Origin of the sequence: Pseudomonas sp. AFG_SD02_1510_Pfu_092 (assembly GCF_003331055.1) — a bacterium.
In the GTDB taxonomy this organism is placed as follows: domain Bacteria; phylum Pseudomonadota; class Gammaproteobacteria; order Pseudomonadales; family Pseudomonadaceae; genus Aquipseudomonas.
On the sequence record NZ_PUQD01000036.1, the window covers coordinates 1 to 16,638 of the forward strand.

Sequence of the window (16,638 nt, forward strand, 5' to 3'; positions counted from 1 at the left end):
TGGCCCGAAACAGATGTGGGAGCCGGCTTGCCGGCGATGCGCCGCGCGGGCGGCGCTCGATCTCACAGGCGCTGCAACTGTCGTGGCGAGCACCTGTTCGCCCTGGTGCCGAACCCAAGGCGAGCACCTGTCCGCCCTGACGCCAGTCCAAGGCATGCCCCGCTGCCCTCCATCAATTCCCTGACCTCCGGCAGATGAGCCCCCGGCGCTCCTATGGTAGAGTGGCGGCCTTTTTCCGAAGGGGCGTTTACTGTGTGGGAATTGGTCAAGTCCGGTGGTTGGATGATGCTGCCGATCATTCTGAGCTCCGTCGTTGCCATGGCTATCGTCGTCGAGCGCCTGTGGACCCTGCGCGCCAGCCGCGTCACCCCGCCGCACCTGCTGGGCCAGGTGTGGATGTGGATCAAGGACAAGCAACTGACCAGTGACAAGCTCAAAGCTTTGCGCGCCGATTCGCCACTGGGTGAAATTCTTGCCGCGGGCCTGGCCAATTCGCGCCATGGCCGCGAAATCATGAAGGAATGCATCGAGGAGGCCGCCTCGCGCGTCATCCACGAACTGGAACGCTACATCAGCACCCTCGGCACCATCGCCGCCATGGCGCCGTTGCTCGGCCTGCTGGGCACCGTGCTGGGCATGATCGACATCTTCAGTGCCTTCATGGGCTCGCAGATGACCGCCAACGCGGCCGTGCTGGCCGGCGGCATTTCCAAGGCTCTGGTCACCACGGCGGCCGGCCTGATGGTCGGCATCCCGGCGGTATTCTTCCACCGTTTCCTGCTGCGCCGCATCGATGAACTGGTGGTCGGCATGGAGCAGGAGGCGATCAAGCTGGTGGAAGTGCTCCAGGGCGACCGCGAAGTGGAAGTGGCCGGAGGCAAGGCGTGAAGTTCCGGCGCAATCGCCAGCGGGAGAACGTCGATATCAACCTGGCGTCGCTGATCGATGTGGTGTTCGTCCTGCTGCTGTTCTTCGTGGTCACCACCACCTTCACCCGCGAAACCCAGCTGCGCGTCGAGCTGCCCGAGGCCGCCAGCGCCGAACAGGCGCCACCGGACCAGGGCAAGCTGGTGGAAATCACCATCAGCGCCGAAGGCGTGTACTCGGTGAACAACCACCTGCTGCCCAAGAGTGACCTGGCCACCCTGAGCGAGGCGATCGAGCGCGAATCGGGTGGCGACAACAAGCTGCCGCTGGCCATCAGCGCCGATGGCAAGACCCCGCACCAGGCTGTGGTCACCGCGATGGATGCCGCCGGCAAGCTCGGTTTCAGCCAGTTGCGCATGACCACCGTCGAGGCGGCCCAGGGCACGCCTTGATGGCCTTCGCCGACCGCCTGCTCGCCGCCTGGTACGCCGGGCACCCGGCCCTGGCGCTGCTGCGCCCGCTGGAGGCGCTGTACCGTCGCGTGGTCACGCGCAAGCGCGCGCGCTTTCTCAGTGGCGAAAGCGCCAGCTACCGGGCGCCGGTACCGGTCATCGTGGTGGGTAACATCACCGTGGGCGGCACCGGCAAGACGCCGATGATCCTCTGGCTGATCGAGCACTGCCGCCAGCAGGGCTTGAAGGTGGGCGTGGTCAGCCGTGGTTACGGTGCCAAGCCGCCGCAATTGCCCTGGCGCGTGCAGGCCGACCAGCCAGCCGAACAGGCCGGTGACGAGCCGTTGCTGATCGTGCAGCGCAGCGGCGTGCCGCTGATGATCGACCCCGACCGTTCCCGCGCCGTGCAGGCACTGCTGGCCAGCGAGCCGCTCGACCTGATCCTGTGTGACGACGGCATGCAGCACTACCGCCTGGCCCGTGACCTGGAGCTGGTGCTGATCGATGCCGCGCGCGGCCTGGGCAACGGCCGCTGCCTGCCGGCGGGGCCGTTACGCGAGCCGGCCGAGCGCCTGCAAGAGGCGGACGCCGTGCTGTTCAACGGTACCCGCGAAGCCGGTGGCGATGGTTTCGCCTTCCACTTGCAACCGTCCGCCCTGGTCAACTTGCGCAGCGGTGAGCGCCGTGCCCTCGACCATTTCCCCGCTGGCCAGCGCCTGCATGCGGTGGCCGGTATCGGCAACCCGCAACGTTTCTTCAATACCCTGCTGGGGCTAAACTGGCAGCCGCTGCCGCATCCGTTTGCCGACCATGCCCAGTTCAGCGCCGAAAGCCTGGCGTTCAGCCCGCCGCTGCCGCTGGTCATGACCGAGAAGGACGCGGTGAAATGCCGGGCCTTCGCCGCTGACGACTGGTGGTACCTGGCCGTCGATGCACAGCCTGCGCCGGCTTTCGGCGCCTGGTTCGACGACCAGTTGCAGCGCTTGCTGCGCAAGCCCTGAGCCCGTTTTCATTTTTCCGGCCACCTGGCCCCAAGGAAGCCTTCAATGGACACCAAACTGCTCGATATCCTGGCCTGCCCGATCACCAAGGGCCCGCTCAAGCTCAGCGCCGATAAGACCGAGCTGATCAGCAAGGGCGCGGGCCTTGCCTACCCGATCCGCGACGGCATCCCGGTGATGCTGGAAAGCGAGGCGCGCACCCTGACCGACGACGAGCGTCTGGACAAATGAGCCTGAACTTCACCGTGGTCATCCCCGCCCGGCTGCGCTCCACGCGCCTGCCGGGCAAGCCGTTGTTGCCGATCGCCGGCAAACCGATGGTGCAGCATGTATGGGAACAGGCGCGCAAGAGCGGCGCCAGCCGTGTGGTCATCGCCACCGACGACGCCAGCATTGTCGAGGCCTGCCAGGCCTTCGGCGGTGAAGTGCTGCTGACCCGTGCCGACCATGAGTCCGGCACCGACCGCCTGGCCGAAGTGGCCGCGTACCTCGGCCTGCCGGCCGATGCCATCGTGGTCAACGTGCAGGGCGACGAGCCGCTGATCCCGCCGGTGATCATCGACCAGGTGGCGGCCAACCTGGCCGCGCATCCGGAAGCCGGTATCGCCACCCTGGCCGAGCCGATCCACGCACCGGAAACCGTGTTCAACCCCAATGCCGTCAAGGTGGTCAGCGACAAGAACGGCCTGGCCCTGACCTTCAGCCGTGCGCCGCTGCCGTGGGCCCGCGATGCTTTCGCCAAGGACCGCAGCGTGTTGCCCGAAGGCGTGCCTTATCGCCGCCACATCGGCATGTACGCCTACCGCGTCGGTTTCCTTCAGGACTTCGTCAGCTGGGGCCCGTGCTGGCTCGAGCAGACCGAAGCGCTGGAGCAGCTGCGTGCCTTGTGGCACGGCGTGCGCATCCATGTCGAGGATGCCATCGAGGCGCCAGCCGTGGGCGTGGACACCCCTGAAGACCTGGAGCGCGTACGGCGCTTGCTGGAGGCCTGATGCGCATCCTGTTCGTGTGCCTGGGCAACATTTGCCGCTCACCCACCGCCGAAGGCGTACTGCGCCAGCAACTGCAGGCCGCCGGGCTGGCCGACAGGGTGCATGTGGCGTCCGCCGGCACCGGTGACTGGCACGTCGGCAAGGCGCCTGACAGCCGCACCTGCAAGGCAGCGCTGGCGCGCGGTTACGACCTGTCGCAGCAGCGTGCCCAGCAGGTCAAGGCGGCGCATTTTGCCGAGTACGATCTGGTCCTGGCCATGGACGAGAGCAACCTGCGTGATCTGCATGCGCTGCGCCCGCACACCGCAGTCGGCGAACTCGACCTGTTCCTGCGCCGCTACGGCGCAGCCCTGGATGAAGTGCCAGACCCGTATTATGGCGGCGCCGACGGCTTCGAGCAGGTGCTCGACCTGGTCGAAGCGGCGTGCCAGGCGCTGGTCCTGGAAATCAAGGGGCGGCTATGACCGGGCAGTGGCAAGAGCAGGTATCGCTCAAGCCTTACAACACCTTCGGTATCGATGTGAAGGCGCGCTATTTCAGCCAGGCGCAGGATGACCAACAGGTGCGTCAGGCGCTGGCCCAGGCGCAGCAACAAGGCCTGCCGGTGCTGGTGATCGGCGGTGGCAGCAACCTGCTGCTGACCGGCGATATCGACGCGCTGGTGCTGCACATGGCCAGCCGTGGCCGGCGCGTGCTCAGTGACGATGGCGAACGTGTCGTGGTCGAGGCCGAGGCTGGCGAGCCGTGGCACCCCTTCGTGCAATGGACCCTGGCACAAGGGTGTTGCGGGCTGGAGAACCTCAGCCTGATCCCCGGTACCGTCGGCGCCGCACCCATGCAGAACGTCGGCGCCTACGGGGTCGAGATCAAGGATGTGTTCGCCGGCCTGACTGCCCTCGATCGCGAAACCGGCGAGCTGCGTGACTTCGGCCTGGCGGAATGTGCCTTTGGTTATCGCGACAGCCTGTTCAAGCGCAACCCCGGGCGCTGGTTGATCCTGCGCGTGCGCTTTGCCTTGAGCCGCACCCTGAAGGCGCACCTGGACTACGGCCCGGTGCGTCAGCGCCTGACAGAACAGGGCGTGAGCGAGCCGACCGCGCAGGCGATCAGTGAGGCGATCAGCAGCATTCGCCGCGAGAAGTTGCCGGACCCGGCCGAGCTTGGCAACGCCGGCAGCTTCTTCAAGAACCCGGTAGTGGCGGCCGCCCAGGTCGAGCGTATTCGGGCGCAGCACCCGGGGGTGGTGGCTTATCCGCAGGCGGATGGCCAGGCTAAGCTGGCGGCGGGCTGGTTGATCGAGCAGGCGGGCTGGAAGGGTTACCGCGAGGGGGATGCCGGGGTGCATCGTTTGCAGTCGCTGGTGCTGGTCAACCATGGCCAGGCGAGCGGGGCGCAAATGTATGCGCTGGCGCGGCGCATCCAGGCGGATATCCTCGAGCGCTTCGGGGTAGAGCTGGAGATGGAGCCTAACCTCTACTGATTCATTGCCTGGGCTGGCCCTTTCGCGGCTGAAGCCGCTCCCACAGGGGCCTCACAGGGCCTGAGGGTAGTGGGCGTCCTGTGGGAGCGGGTTTACCCGCGAAGAGGCTGTACAGACAAAACGCCCAACCAAGAAAAAGCCCCGCCAGTTCGCACTGGCGGGGCTTTTTCATTCAGCCTTGGCTATCAACCGTGATGAGGCTTGTGCTCATCGGCGGCTTCCAGGGCTGGCTCCTCGGAAGCTGCAACAGCGTCCTGTGCGGCTTTGGCGGCAGCCTCGGCCTCACGCTTGCGGCGGCGAACTTCACGTGGGTCGTTCGGTGCCCGGCCGTTGGCCAGCATCACGGTGGCAGGCTCTGCCACAGCTGGGGCTTCGACCGGCGCAGGCTCGGCAGGTGCAGGCTGCTCGGCAACCGGGGCAGCTTCGACCACGGCCGGGGCCTGTTCGATTTCACCGGCTTCGACAGCAGGCGCTTCTACCGGTGCTTCGACAGCTGCGGCCGGCTCGACCACCGCCACTTCTTCGGCGACCGGCTGCGGCGCAACTTCGACCACCGGCTCGGCAGTTGCCTCGACCACGGCCACAGGCTCGCTGAACGGCTGCTCGACCACTGGGGCCACGGCCACTTCGTCAGCCTGGGCGACAGCTTCGACCGGCTCGACCTGTTCAGCCTGCTCGACCGATTGGGCGATTTCGCTGTTGTCGGTTTTTGCGGCTTCAGCGGCTTCTGTGACAGCTGCGACTTCAGCGGTAGCGCGTTCGGCCTGCTCGTTGGCCTGGGCCTCGGCGTCGCTGCTGATGTTGCTGCTAGCGACAGCGGCAGTCACCGCCAGGCCGGCGGCCAATTCAGCACCCAGCTCGGTGGCCTGGTGCTGTTGTGGCTGCTCTTCGCCGCCTTCTTCTTCGCTGCCGTCGATCAGCTCGCCATTGGCGTTGCGCTGACGTTCACGACGGTTGCTGCGACGACGCTGGCCGCGGGAGCGGCGGCGCGGACGCTCGCCATCGGTGCCTTCCTGTTCGTCCTGCTGCAGTTCATCGTTCGGCAGTTGCTCTTCGGCCAGTTCGGCAGCCTGTTCGGCGGCTTCTTCGGCTGCGCGTGGCTGACGTTCCTCGCGTGGCGGACGCGGTGCACGTTCTTCGCGAGGAGCACGCTCCTCACGCGGTGCGCGTTCTTCACGCGGAGCACGCTCTTCACGCGGAGCACGTTCTTCACGCGGTGCGCGTTCTTCGCGCGGAGCACGTTCTTCACGCGGTGCGCGTTCTTCGCGTGGGGCACGCTCTTCACGCGGTGCACGTTCCTCGCGGGCTACACGCTCTTCACGCGGCTGGCGCTCTTCGCGTTCGACAGGCGGGGTGGCGTCCAGCGGCTCACGCAGTTCGCGCACGCGCTCTTCGCCACGGTTGCCGCGACGGTCTTCGCGTGGCTGGCGTGGGGCACGTTCTTCACGCGGTGCACGCTCTTCGCGTGGTGCGCGTTCTTCACGTGGCGCACGCTCTTCGCGTGGTGCGCGTTCTTCACGTGGCGCACGCTCTTCGCGCGGTGCGCGTTCCTCGCGTGGCTGGCGCTCTTCGCGCGGCTTGCGCTCTTCATCGCGGCGGCCGTTGCGGTTGCGGCTCTGCTGGCGGCCGTTACGGCGTTCTTCGTTGCGCGGGCCGCGCTCGGTGGCCGGTTTTTCGGTAGCGGTGACCACCGGTGCGGCAGCAGGTTCGTCCTTGCCGGCGAACAGGCTGACCAGCGACTTCACCAGGCCCTTGAACAGGCTTGGCTCCGGCGCGGCCGGGGCAGGGGCGACCGGGGCAACAGGCTGCGGCTCTTCGGCGGCGGCCGGTACTGGCGCGTTGGCGCGGGCCGGGGCGGTCTTGACCGCGGCTTCCTGGCGAACCAGGGTGCGGGTGGCGGTCGGCTGCGGCGCTTCTTCGGCCTCGCTGGCGGCGATTTCGTAGCTGGACTGGTTGTTCAGCACTTCCGGGTTGTCGTCGCGCAGGCGCTGGACTTCGAAGTGCGGGGTTTCCAGGTGATCGTTCGGCAGGATGATGATGCGCGCACGGGTGCGCAGTTCGATCTTGGTGATCGAGTTGCGCTTCTCGTTGAGCAGGAACGCGGCCACCGGGATCGGCACCTGGGCGCGGACTTCGGCGGTACGGTCCTTCAGGGCTTCTTCTTCGATCAGGCGCAGGATGGCCAGCGACAGCGACTCGACGTCACGGATGATGCCGGTGCCGGAGCAGCGTGGGCAGACGATACCGCTGCTTTCGCCCAGCGACGGGCGCAGGCGCTGACGGGACATTTCCAGCAGGCCGAAGCGCGAGATGCGGCCGACCTGAACGCGGGCGCGGTCGGCTTCCAGGCATTCACGCACGCGCTCTTCCACAGCGCGCTGGTTCTTCGCCGGGGTCATGTCGATGAAGTCGATGACGATCAGGCCGCCGATGTCACGCAGGCGCAGCTGGCGGGCGATTTCTTCGGCCGCTTCCAGGTTGGTCTGCAGGGCGGTCTCTTCGATGTCGCTGCCTTTGGTGGCGCGCGCCGAGTTGATGTCGATCGACACCAGGGCTTCGGTCGGGTCGATCACGATCGAGCCGCCGGACGGCAGATCGACCACGCGCTGGAAGGCGGTCTCGATCTGGCTTTCGATCTGGAAGCGGTTGAACAGCGGCACGCTGTCTTCGTACAGCTTGACCTTGCTGGCGTACTGCGGCATCACCTGGCGGATGAAGGTCAGGGCTTCTTCCTGGGCATCGATGCTGTCGATCAGCACTTCGCCGATGTCCTGGCGCAGGTAGTCGCGGATGGCGCGGATGATGACGTTGCTTTCCTGGTAGATCAGGAAAGGCGCGGCGCGGTCCTGGGACGCTTCCTTGATGGCGGTCCACAGTTGCAGCAGGTAGTCGAGGTCCCACTGCATTTCTTCGCTGCTGCGGCCAAGGCCGGCAGTGCGCACGATCAGGCCCATGTCGCCCGGCACGGTCAGGCCGTTCAGCGCTTCACGCAGTTCGTTGCGTTCTTCGCCTTCGATGCGGCGGGAGATGCCGCCGGCACGCGGGTTGTTGGGCATCAGCACCAGGTAGCGGCCAGCCAGGCTGATGAAGGTGGTGAGGGCGGCGCCTTTGTTGCCGCGCTCTTCCTTCTCGACCTGGACGATGACTTCCTGGCCTTCGCTGAGCACTTCCTTGATGTTGACCCGGCCTTCAGGGGCCTTCTTGAAGTATTCGCGGGAGATTTCTTTCAGCGGCAGGAAGCCGTGACGTTCGGAACCGAAGTCGACGAAGGCGGCTTCGAGGCTGGGTTCGATGCGGGTGATCTTGCCTTTGTAGATGTTGGCCTTTTTCTGCTCGCGCGCGCCGGACTCGATGTCCAGGTCGTAGAGACGTTGGCCGTCCACCAGGGCTACACGCAACTCTTCGGGTTGAGTCGCGTTAATCAGCATTCTTTTCATGTTGTACCGTCGGTTTCCGGGCTGCCGGAAACGGCGTTCGGCACACACGACTTCTCATGGTCGGTGCCAAGGTGCGCAAAGGGTGGCCGGGCCACCCCCGTGTCGAGCGACGTTCGGCACCAGCCGGTTGCCCAGCCTGCCGTTGTCGCGACGACGCGTCCTGTTTGCTGCGGTGCCAACAAGGCCCCGGTGGCTTCGAATTGGAATCCGAATCAACCAAGCGGGCCTTGTGCACTCAGTCAGGAGGAGGAATCAACCGTCAGCCGTGGACGCCCGGGGGCATCTGTTCAGGACCTTATCCGCTCGCCAGCCGTTCAATGGGCTGGTGGGCCGGACGCGGTGCTACACGGTCCGAGGGCTGTGCATCTCCACCCTGCACGTATCCCTGATAATTCGGGTGCTGCCGCGCGCTGAATCCGCAACGGGTTGCATTTTTCGCCAGCGCAGGTTCTGCGCTGGCGCCATTCATGTCCAAGGCAGGTATTTCCGAAGCATTCGCCGGGCGTTGCGTGGAAGCGACGTGGCGGGCAGAGGTGCAGCGAAAAGAATCGGGTAAGCAGGTGAAACACCGCACTTGTCGTTTTTTTTCGGTCTTCTCTACACAGCGCTGGTGGCGATTCCAGGCAATTCGGTAAACTGGCGAACACCCCGTAGGACGGCCTCGCGTCCTGGAGAATTGCGTAGGTCAGGAACCGGCCAAGGGCCTGGTTTCACTGGCCTGCCGCTTTTGGCGGCGTTCGCGACTATAGCAGCAATGATTAAGTGCTTCAATTCCATAAAAAATTGTTATGATCCCGCCATGACGACCAATACCCCTCCGACTTCCGGCGTTCAGCTGATCGAAGTCGCGCCGGAGCTTGCCGGCCAACGCATCGACAATTTCCTCATCACGGCCCTCAAGGGCGTGCCCAAGACCTTGGTCTACCGCATCCTGCGCAAGGGTGAAGTACGGGTCAACAAAGGGCGCGTCAAGCCGGAGTACAAGATCCAGGCCGGCGACATCGTGCGGGTACCGCCCGTCCGTCTGCCGGAACGTGACGAGCCGGCGCCGGTGGCGCAGGGCTTGCTGCAGCGCCTGGAGGCCGCCATTGTCTACGAAGACAAGGCGCTGATCGTGATGAACAAGCCGGCCGGCATCGCCGTGCATGGTGGCAGCGGCCTGAGCTTCGGCGTGATCGAGGCGCTGCGCCAGCTGCGCCCGGACGCCAAGGAGCTGGAGCTGGTGCACCGTCTGGACCGCGACACCTCGGGCCTGCTGATGATTGCCAAGAAACGCAGCATGCTGCGCCACCTGCATGCCGCGCTGCGTGGCGATGGCGTCGACAAGCGCTACATGGCGCTGGTGCGCGGCCATTGGCCGACCTCGAAGAAGCAGGTCAATGCGCCGCTGCTCAAGAGCAACCTGCGCTCTGGCGAGCGCATGGTCGAAGTCAACGACGAGGGCAAGGAGGCGTTGACCCTGTTTCGCGTGCTGCGCCGCTTCGGCGAGTTCGCCACCATTGTCGAGGCGCGCCCGATCACCGGCCGTACCCACCAGATCCGCGTGCACACCCTGCATGCCGGGCACATGATCGCCGGTGACAGCAAGTACGGCGACGAAGACTTCAGCCGCGAAATCCGCGAGCTGGGCGGCAAGCGCCTGTTCCTGCATGCCTATGCGCTGACCGTGCCGCTGCCGGACGGTGGCGAGCTCAAGCTCGAGGCGCCGGTGGATGAGGTGTGGGCGAAAACCGTTGAGCGGCTGAGTGCGTCCTGACCCATGAAAAAAGGCTATGAGCTACTGATCTTCGACTGGGATGGCACCCTGGCCGATTCCATCGGGCGTATCGTCGAGGCGATGAACGCCGCCGCCGCGCGTGCCGGCGAGGCGCAAAGCAGCGAGGATGCAGTGAAAGGCATCATCGGCCTGGCCCTGGGTGAGGCGATCCACACCTTGTACCCGCACCTGACGCCCGCGCAGGTCGACGGTTTCCGTCAGCACTATGCCGATATCTATATGGCGCTGGATCAACAGCCTTCGCCATTGTTCGAGGGTGTGGTGGAGTCGCTGGATGCCTTCCGCGCCGAGGGTTACCGCCTGGCGGTGGCCACTGGCAAGGCGCGTCGCGGCCTGGACCGGGTGCTCAAGGCCAATGGCCTGGAGCAGTTCTTCGACATCACCCGCGCCGCCGATGAGACCCGCGGCAAGCCGCACCCGCTGATGCTCGAGGAAATCCTCGGCCATTGCCGCGTCGAACCCGCGCGTGCGCTGATGGTCGGAGATTCGGCGTTCGACCTGCAGATGGCCAGCAATGCCGGCATGCATTCGGTGGCCGTGGGTTATGGTGCCATGTCGCTGTCGGCGCTGGCTGAATTCGGCCCGCAGGTGTGCATCGATCATTTTTCCCAGTTGCGAGAGTGGCTGGGTGGTTCCGCATTTCCTTTTCCAAGGTAGGTAAGCATGGCAGACGAATGGAAAGCCCCCGAGGCCGAACCCGAGGAGCGCGAAGAGCGCAAGAGCTGGAAGCTGCTGGAAAAGACCCTGCTGGCGAGCGTCCAGGAGCAGCGCCGGGCGCGGCGCTGGGGGATTTTCTTCAAGGCGCTGACGTTCGTCTACCTGTTCGGCATTCTGGCGTTGTTCACCCCGTTGATGGATATGGACAAGGCCGCCTCGCGCAGTACCAGCCATACCGCGCTGGTCGAGGTGCGCGGGGTGATTGCCGACCAGGAGCCGGCCAGCGCCGACAATATCGTCAAGAGCCTGCGCGAGGCGTTCAAGGACAGCAAGACCAAGGCTGTGGTCATGCGCATCAACAGCCCTGGTGGCAGCCCGGTGCAGTCGGGTTACGTGTATGACGAAATCCGCCGCCTGCGTGCCGAGTATCCGGCGATCAAGCTGTATGCGGTAATTGCCGACCTTGGCGCTTCCGGCGCCTACTACATCGCCAGTGCCGCGGACGAGATCTACGCCGACAAGGCCAGCCTGGTGGGCTCGATTGGTGTGACGGCAGCCGGCTACGGCTTTGTCGGCACCATGGAGAAGCTGGGTGTGGAGCGGCGCACCTATACGGCAGGCGAGCACAAGGCCTTCCTCGACCCGTTCTCGCCGCAGAAGCCGGAAGAGACCGAGTTCTGGCAGGGCGTGCTGAACACCACGCACCAGCAGTTCATCGCCATGGTCAAGCAGGGGCGCGGCGAGCGCCTGAAAGACAAGGAGCATCCGGAGCTGTTCAGTGGCCTGGTCTGGTCGGGTGAGCAGGCCAAGGCGCTGGGCCTGGTCGATGGGCTTGGCAGCGCCAGTTACGTCGCGCGTGAGGTGGTTGGCGAGAAGGACCTGGTGGACTTCACCGTGCAGGAGTCGGCGCTCGATCGCTTCTCCAAGCGCGTGGGCGCCAGCGTGGCCGAGCGCTTGGCGATGTGGATGGGGTTCCAGGGTCCGCAATTGCGGTGACCGGGATTGCCGGGGGGCGCTTTGCGCCCACCTGCGGGCTATGCGCTATCCCTGTGGGAGCGGGCGTGCCCGCGAAGGGCCGCAGCGCGGCCCCAAAACCTCAGGGAATCACCACCCCTTCCTTGGTCAACATGTCCACCAGTCGAATCAACGGCAGCCCGATCAGGCTGGTCGCATCGCAGCCGTGCGTGCTCTGGAACAGGCTCACCCCCAGCCCCTCCGCCTTGAAGCTGCCAGCGCAATCCAGCGGCTGTTCTGCCGCCACATAGCGCTCCACCTGCTCGCGGCTCAGTTCGCGCAGTGTCACGGTAAACGGCACGCAATCCACCTGGCACTGCCCGGTGGCGCTGTTCAGCAGCGCCAGGCCGGTCAGAAAGCTCACCTGTTGCCCGCTGCACTCCAGCAACTGCTCGCAGGCCCGCTCGAAGGTATGTGGCTTGCCCAGCACCTGCTCGCCCAGCACTGCAACCTGGTCCGAGCCGATGATCAGGTGCCCGGGATGGCTGCCTGCCAGGGCCTCGGCCTTTTGCCTGGCCAGCCGGCGCACCAGCGCCAGTGCAGGCTCGTCATCCAGGCGCTGCTCGTCTATGTCGGGGCTTGCCCAGGTGAAGGGCAGGCGCAGGCGCGCAAGCAGTTCGCGGCGATAGGCAGAGCTGGAAGCCAGTAACAGGGGAAGCATGGTAGACTCCTGGTTCGGTTGAACCAAATTCTATCACGCACGATGCCGCCGAATTTCCTTTGACAGGGGCGGGGGGCATCCCTAGAATGCTGCGCCTATGTTGAATGACCCGATTCCACCTCACGTTGACCCGCGCAAATTAGCCGATCGTGGCGTAACCATTAACGGTTCGCTGCAACTCGCTGATTTGGAAAGACTCTGCGACCCGCTTTCCGACAATGTCGGTACGGTGCAGGCGAAGTTCGATTTTGAACGAGATGAACAGCACGTGGTGGTTATCCACAGCGAGCTGGATGTCGAAGTCAAGATGGTTTGCCAGCGTTGTCTTGAGCTGGTCACCCTGCCGATCCACAGCGAATGTACGTACGCTGTGGTGAAAGAGGGTGCGAATACCCAGTCGTTGCCGAAAGGCTATGACGTGCTGGAACTGGGCGAAGATCCATTGGATCTGCAGGCACTGGTCGAGGAGGAGCTTCTGCTCGCCTTGCCAATCGTGCCTGCTCACCATCCGGAAGAATGCCAGCAGCCGGCGGGCGCAGACGAGCCCGAATCGAGCAAGGACGAGGTATCGCGGTCCAACCCGTTCAGTGTTTTGGCGCAGTTAAAGCGTGACCCAAACGTTTAGGAGTTAATCAATTATGGCTGTTCAGCAGAACAAAAAATCCCGCTCTGCCCGTGACATGCGCCGTTCGCACGACGCCCTGTCGGAAAACGCGCTGTCGGTAGAGAAAACCACCGGTGAAGTACACCTGCGTCACCACGTTTCGCCAGAAGGCGTATACCGTGGTCGCAAAGTGGTCGACAAGGGCGCTGACGAGTAATCCTTGTCCGCTCAGATCATCGCGATCGACGCAATGGGCGGGGACTTCGGTCCCCGCAGCATTGTCCAGGCTAGCATTGCCTGCCTTTCGGCTACTCCCTCGCTGCACCTGACCCTCGTCGGTCAACCCTCCCTCCTTGAAGATCTTGTCAGTGGCCTTGCGGCTGCGGATCGCGCGCGCCTGCAAATCGTGGCCGCCAGCGAGGTGGTCGGCATGGACGAGCGGCCATCCCAGGCGCTGCGCGGCAAGCCGGACTCGTCGATGCGCATCGCCCTCGAACTGGTACGCGACGGCAAGGCCCAGGCCTGCGTCAGTGCCGGCAATACCGGCGCGCTGATGGCGCTGTCGCGTTTCGTGCTCAAGACACTGCCAGGTATCGATCGGCCGGCCATGGTGGCGGCGATTCCGACCCAGGCCGGTTACTGCCAGTTGCTCGACCTTGGCGCCAATGTCGACTGCAGCGCCGAAAACCTCTACCAGTTCGCCGTGATGGGCTCGGTAGCGGCTCAGGCCCTGGGCGTGCAACGGCCGCGCGTGGCGCTGCTGAACATCGGCACCGAGGACATCAAGGGCAATCAGCAGGTCAAGCTGGCGGCCAGCCTGTTGCAGAGCGCCCGTGGGCTCAACTACACAGGCTTCGTCGAGGGTGACGGGTTGTACCGTGGCGAAGCCGATGTGGTGGTGTGCGACGGCTTTGTCGGCAACATCCTGCTCAAATCCAGCGAAGGGCTGGCGACCATGATCGGTGCGCGCATCGAGCAGTTGTTCAAGGGTGGCGTATTGTCGCGGGCAGCCGGGGCTGTGGCCATGCCGCTGCTCAAGCGCCTGCAGGCCGACCTGGCCCCGGCGCGGCACAATGGCGCGAGCTTCCTGGGGTTGCAGGGGATCGTCATCAAGAGCCATGGCTCGGCTGGCGTGCAGGGCTTCCAGAGTGCCATCCAGCGGGCATTGATCGAGATTCAGGAGAACCTGCCGCAGCGCTTGCATGGGCGCCTGGAGGATCTGCTCCTGTAGCTGTGTCGGCCTCTTCGCGGGTAAACCCGCTCCCACAGGATTGCCACAGGGCTGAAGATTGTGGGGTATCTGTGGGAGCGGGCAAGCCCGCGAAAGGGCCGGTACAGGTAAACACAGACCTTAGGCATATCGCCGCTGAAGTGCTTAAATGTGACCGCTTGGGCTCTGTCTCCATCCAAGCTTTCAGATTCCGCGCCCGGCCCAGGCCTGGCGCACCCTATCCGACGACAAGATCATAAGGGCTTGTTCAATGTCTGCATCTCTCGCATTCGTCTTTCCCGGTCAAGGTTCCCAGTCGCTGGGCATGCTCGCCGAGCTCGGCGCCGAGAAGCCAGTGATCATCGAGACCTTCAAGGAAGCCTCCGCAGCACTCGGCTATGACCTGTGGAAGCTGGTTCAGGAAGGGCCGGAAGAGCAACTCAACCAGACCGACAAGACCCAGCCGGCCATCCTCACCGCGTCTATCGCGCTGTGGCGCCTGTGGCTGGAAGAGGGCGGCGCCAAGCCAGCCTTCGTTTCTGGTCACAGCCTGGGCGAGTACAGCGCCCTGGTTGCTGCAGGCAGCCTCAGCCTGAAGGACGCCGTTCGCCTGGTCGAGCGCCGCGGTCAGCTGATGCAGGAAGCCGTACCGGCAGGCCATGGTGCGATGGCTGCCATTCTCGGCCTGGACGACGCCGTAGTCGTCGAGATCTGCGCTGAAGCGGCCGAAGACCAGGTGGTCAGCGCCGTCAACTTCAACTCGCCTGGCCAGGTGGTGATCGCCGGTAACAAGGCGGCGGTAGACCGCGCCATCGAGCTGTGCAAGGCCAAGGGCGCCAAGCGCGCCCTGCCGCTGGCGGTCAGCGTGCCGTCGCACTGCGCCCTGATGAAGCCGGCTGCCGAGCGCTTTGCCGAGGCGGTCAACGCCATCGACTGGCAGGCCCCGCAAATCCCCGTGGTACAAAACGTCACCGCTGCCGTTGCCGCCGACCTCGACGCCCTCAAGCACGACCTGCTGGCGCAGCTGTACCAGCCGGTGCGCTGGGTCGAATGCGTGCAGACCCTGGCCGCGAACGGTGCCGTCAACCTGGTCGAGTGCGGCCCGGGCAAGGTCCTGGCCGGCCTGAACAAGCGTTGCGCCGACGGTGTGACCACCTACAACCTCAACACCCCTGACGCCGTCGCCGCCACCCGCGCGGCGCTGGCCTGATTTGGAGAAGCTTGCATGAGCCTGCAAGGTAAAGTTGCACTGGTCACCGGCGCCAGCCGTGGTATCGGCCAGGCCATCGCCCTCGAGCTGGGCCGCCAGGGCGCGACCGTGATCGGCACCGCCACTTCGGCTTCCGGCGCCGAGCGTATCGCCGCCACCCTGAAAGAGCACGGCATTACCGGTACCGGCATGGAGCTGAACGTGACCAGTGCCGAGTCGGTTGACGCTGTGCTGGCCGCCATCGGCGAGCAATTCGGTGCCCCGGCGATCCTCGTCAACAACGCCGGTATCACCCGCGACAACCTCATGCTGCGCATGAAGGACGACGAGTGGTTCGACGTCATCGACACCAACCTGAACAGCCTCTACCGTCTGTCCAAGGGTGTGCTGCGTGGCATGACCAAGGCGCGTTGGGGTCGTATCATCAGCATCGGCTCGGTCGTCGGTGCCATGGGCAACGCCGGCCAGGCCAACTATGCGGCCGCCAAGGCCGGCCTGGAAGGCTTCAGCCGCGCCCTGGCGCGTGAGGTGGGTTCGCGTGGCATCACCGTCAACTCGGTGACCCCGGGCTTCATCGACACCGACATGACCCGCGAGCTGCCGGAAGCGCAGCGCGAAGCCCTGCAGACCCAGATCCCGCTGGGCCGCCTGGGCCAGGCTGACGAAATCGCCAAGGTGGTTTCGTTCCTGGCATCCGACGGCGCAGCCTACGTAACCGGCGCTACCGTGCCGGTCAACGGCGGGATGTACATGTAACGCTGCAACTCAATGTGACGGATTTCGTAAAAAAAGAGTCATACTGCGAGCCTAAAATCCGTTATAAAGCTGCAACCAGATTCCAGGCAGCGGGTGCGGTGACTAGCCTGAAGGTACGTTCAGCTTGAAAAGCGAACGTCTTTCTATAAAATTAGCCACCGGCCAGCTGCCTGACATATATCCATTAGGAGTAAACCTAGGTATGAGCAACATCGAAGAACGCGTCAAGAAAATCGTCGCCGAGCAACTGGGCGTCAAGGAAGAAGAAGTGACTCTCGAGAAGTCCTTCGTCGATGACCTGGGTGCCGATTCGCTTGACACCGTTGAGCTGGTGATGGCTCTGGAAGAGGAATTCGAGACCGAAATCCCTGACGAAGAAGCCGAGAAGATCACTACCGTTCAAGCTGCCGTAGACTACGTCAAAGCCCACCAGGCCTAAGACGCTCTAGTCGACGCTACTTGTCGGGGAAAACCGCACTGCCTTCGCCGGCGTGCGGTTTTTTCTTTGCGAGCGCCCGCA

The 16,638-nt window shown here is 64.7% G+C and carries 18 protein-coding genes; 16 read left to right on the forward strand and 2 right to left on the reverse strand.

Annotation, left to right across the window (positions count from 1 at the left end):
- Positions 1-252 precede the first annotated feature (252 nt).
- Genes C6A77_RS15900 through murB form a run of 7 tightly spaced genes read left to right on the forward strand, consistent with a single transcriptional unit; the run spans position 253 to position 4,792 of the window.
- A complete protein-coding gene (locus C6A77_RS15900) occupies positions 253-888 on the forward strand; it encodes a MotA/TolQ/ExbB proton channel family protein (protein ID WP_114170330.1) in 636 nt (211 codons plus the stop codon).
- On the forward strand, positions 885-1,319 hold the full coding sequence (locus C6A77_RS15905) for a biopolymer transporter ExbD (RefSeq protein WP_046617071.1): 435 nt from the start codon (positions 885-887) through the stop codon (positions 1,317-1,319). Before C6A77_RS15900 ends, C6A77_RS15905 begins: the two co-directional genes overlap by 4 nt.
- Entirely contained in the window at positions 1,319-2,320 is a 1,002-nt protein-coding gene (gene lpxK / locus C6A77_RS15910; RefSeq protein ID WP_114170331.1) for a tetraacyldisaccharide 4'-kinase, read from the forward strand. Before C6A77_RS15905 ends, lpxK begins: the two co-directional genes overlap by 1 nt.
- Before the next feature lie 45 nt (positions 2,321-2,365).
- Positions 2,366-2,551 carry a Trm112 family protein gene (locus tag C6A77_RS15915; protein WP_003247142.1) on the forward strand — a complete coding sequence of 62 codons (186 nt, stop codon included), beginning with the start codon at positions 2,366-2,368 and terminating at the stop codon, positions 2,549-2,551.
- Entirely contained in the window at positions 2,548-3,312 is a 765-nt protein-coding gene (gene kdsB, locus C6A77_RS15920; RefSeq protein WP_114170332.1) for a 3-deoxy-manno-octulosonate cytidylyltransferase, read from the forward strand. Before C6A77_RS15915 ends, kdsB begins: the two co-directional genes overlap by 4 nt.
- Complete coding sequence (locus C6A77_RS15925; protein ID WP_114170333.1) at positions 3,312-3,776, forward strand: low molecular weight protein-tyrosine-phosphatase; 465 nt, start codon at positions 3,312-3,314, stop codon at positions 3,774-3,776. Before kdsB ends, C6A77_RS15925 begins: the two co-directional genes overlap by 1 nt.
- On the forward strand, positions 3,773-4,792 hold the full coding sequence (gene murB / locus C6A77_RS15930) for a UDP-N-acetylmuramate dehydrogenase (protein WP_114170334.1): 1,020 nt from the start codon (positions 3,773-3,775) through the stop codon (positions 4,790-4,792). Before C6A77_RS15925 ends, murB begins: the two co-directional genes overlap by 4 nt.
- A 185-nt stretch (positions 4,793-4,977) precedes the next feature.
- On the opposite strand, the gene rne is transcribed toward murB, so the two are convergent.
- Complete coding sequence (gene rne, locus C6A77_RS15935; RefSeq protein WP_114170335.1) at positions 4,978-8,229, reverse strand: ribonuclease E; 3,252 nt, start codon at positions 8,227-8,229, stop codon at positions 4,978-4,980.
- A 799-nt stretch (positions 8,230-9,028) separates the two neighbouring features.
- Between rne and rluC the strand changes: the two genes are divergently transcribed.
- The 3 genes from rluC to sppA are packed head-to-tail and all read left to right on the forward strand — an operon-like array spanning position 9,029 to position 11,659.
- Positions 9,029-9,985, forward strand: coding sequence for a 23S rRNA pseudouridine(955/2504/2580) synthase RluC (gene rluC / locus C6A77_RS15945; RefSeq protein ID WP_103449704.1), 957 nt, complete (start codon positions 9,029-9,031; stop codon positions 9,983-9,985).
- Between the two features lie 3 nt (positions 9,986-9,988).
- Positions 9,989-10,663 carry an HAD family hydrolase gene (locus C6A77_RS15950; protein WP_114170336.1) on the forward strand — a complete coding sequence of 225 codons (675 nt, stop codon included), beginning with the start codon at positions 9,989-9,991 and terminating at the stop codon, positions 10,661-10,663.
- A 6-nt stretch (positions 10,664-10,669) separates the two neighbouring features.
- Complete coding sequence (sppA, locus tag C6A77_RS15955; protein ID WP_114170337.1) at positions 10,670-11,659, forward strand: signal peptide peptidase SppA; 990 nt, start codon at positions 10,670-10,672, stop codon at positions 11,657-11,659.
- Between the two features lie 100 nt (positions 11,660-11,759).
- Here the strand turns inward: sppA and C6A77_RS15960 are convergent, their stop codons facing one another.
- Positions 11,760-12,338, reverse strand: a complete 579-nt coding sequence (locus C6A77_RS15960; protein WP_114170338.1) for a nucleoside triphosphate pyrophosphatase — start codon at positions 12,336-12,338, stop codon at positions 11,760-11,762.
- A 97-nt stretch (positions 12,339-12,435) separates the two neighbouring features.
- Here C6A77_RS15960 and C6A77_RS15965 point away from each other — a divergent pair, with 97 nt between their 5' ends.
- From C6A77_RS15965 to acpP, 6 genes are all read left to right on the forward strand, one after another.
- The gene (locus C6A77_RS15965) at positions 12,436-12,963 is read left to right on the forward strand and encodes a YceD family protein (protein WP_114170339.1); all 528 of its coding nucleotides are present in this window, start codon (positions 12,436-12,438) and stop codon (positions 12,961-12,963) included.
- Between the two features lie 13 nt (positions 12,964-12,976).
- On the forward strand, positions 12,977-13,159 hold the full coding sequence (gene rpmF / locus C6A77_RS15970) for a 50S ribosomal protein L32 (RefSeq protein WP_003247154.1): 183 nt from the start codon (positions 12,977-12,979) through the stop codon (positions 13,157-13,159).
- A gap of 33 nt (positions 13,160-13,192) precedes the next feature.
- On the forward strand, positions 13,193-14,173 hold the full coding sequence (gene plsX, locus C6A77_RS15975; protein ID WP_241507432.1) for a phosphate acyltransferase PlsX: 981 nt from the start codon (positions 13,193-13,195) through the stop codon (positions 14,171-14,173).
- Positions 14,174-14,423: 250 nt separating this feature from the next.
- Positions 14,424-15,362, forward strand: a complete 939-nt coding sequence (gene fabD / locus C6A77_RS15980) for an ACP S-malonyltransferase (RefSeq protein ID WP_114170341.1) — start codon at positions 14,424-14,426, stop codon at positions 15,360-15,362.
- A gap of 15 nt (positions 15,363-15,377) precedes the next feature.
- A complete protein-coding gene (fabG, locus tag C6A77_RS15985; RefSeq protein ID WP_009685066.1) occupies positions 15,378-16,118 on the forward strand; it encodes a 3-oxoacyl-ACP reductase FabG in 741 nt (246 codons plus the stop codon).
- A 202-nt stretch (positions 16,119-16,320) separates the two neighbouring features.
- Positions 16,321-16,557 (forward strand): acyl carrier protein, encoded by a 237-nt coding sequence (acpP, locus tag C6A77_RS15990; protein WP_016715141.1) that lies wholly within the window; start codon positions 16,321-16,323, stop codon positions 16,555-16,557.
- Positions 16,558-16,638: the final 81 nt, after the last annotated feature.

Excerpts from the sequence above, each read along its gene's own strand:
- plsX (WP_241507432.1), top strand. The coding sequence starts at position 13,193 with ATGGGCGGGGACTTCGGTCCCCGCAGCATTGTCCAGGCTAGCATTGCC.
- C6A77_RS15965 (WP_114170339.1), top strand. The coding sequence starts at position 12,436 with ATGTTGAATGACCCGATTCCACCTCACGTTGACCCGCGCAAATTAGCC.
- fabG (WP_009685066.1), top strand. The coding sequence starts at position 15,378 with ATGAGCCTGCAAGGTAAAGTTGCACTGGTCACCGGCGCCAGCCGTGGT.
- kdsB (WP_114170332.1), top strand. The coding sequence starts at position 2,548 with ATGAGCCTGAACTTCACCGTGGTCATCCCCGCCCGGCTGCGCTCCACG.
- sppA (WP_114170337.1), top strand. The coding sequence starts at position 10,670 with ATGGCAGACGAATGGAAAGCCCCCGAGGCCGAACCCGAGGAGCGCGAA.
- murB (WP_114170334.1), top strand. The coding sequence starts at position 3,773 with ATGACCGGGCAGTGGCAAGAGCAGGTATCGCTCAAGCCTTACAACACC.
- rpmF (WP_003247154.1), top strand. The coding sequence starts at position 12,977 with ATGGCTGTTCAGCAGAACAAAAAATCCCGCTCTGCCCGTGACATGCGC.
- C6A77_RS15950 (WP_114170336.1), top strand. The coding sequence starts at position 9,989 with ATGAAAAAAGGCTATGAGCTACTGATCTTCGACTGGGATGGCACCCTG.
- lpxK (WP_114170331.1), top strand. The coding sequence starts at position 1,319 with ATGGCCTTCGCCGACCGCCTGCTCGCCGCCTGGTACGCCGGGCACCCG.
- C6A77_RS15960 (WP_114170338.1), bottom strand. The coding sequence starts at position 12,338 with ATGCTTCCCCTGTTACTGGCTTCCAGCTCTGCCTATCGCCGCGAACTG.
- rne (WP_114170335.1), bottom strand. The coding sequence starts at position 8,229 with ATGAAAAGAATGCTGATTAACGCGACTCAACCCGAAGAGTTGCGTGTA.
- acpP (WP_016715141.1), top strand. The coding sequence starts at position 16,321 with ATGAGCAACATCGAAGAACGCGTCAAGAAAATCGTCGCCGAGCAACTG.
- rluC (WP_103449704.1), top strand. The coding sequence starts at position 9,029 with ATGACGACCAATACCCCTCCGACTTCCGGCGTTCAGCTGATCGAAGTC.
- fabD (WP_114170341.1), top strand. The coding sequence starts at position 14,424 with ATGTCTGCATCTCTCGCATTCGTCTTTCCCGGTCAAGGTTCCCAGTCG.
- C6A77_RS15915 (WP_003247142.1), top strand. The coding sequence starts at position 2,366 with ATGGACACCAAACTGCTCGATATCCTGGCCTGCCCGATCACCAAGGGC.
- C6A77_RS15925 (WP_114170333.1), top strand. The coding sequence starts at position 3,312 with ATGCGCATCCTGTTCGTGTGCCTGGGCAACATTTGCCGCTCACCCACC.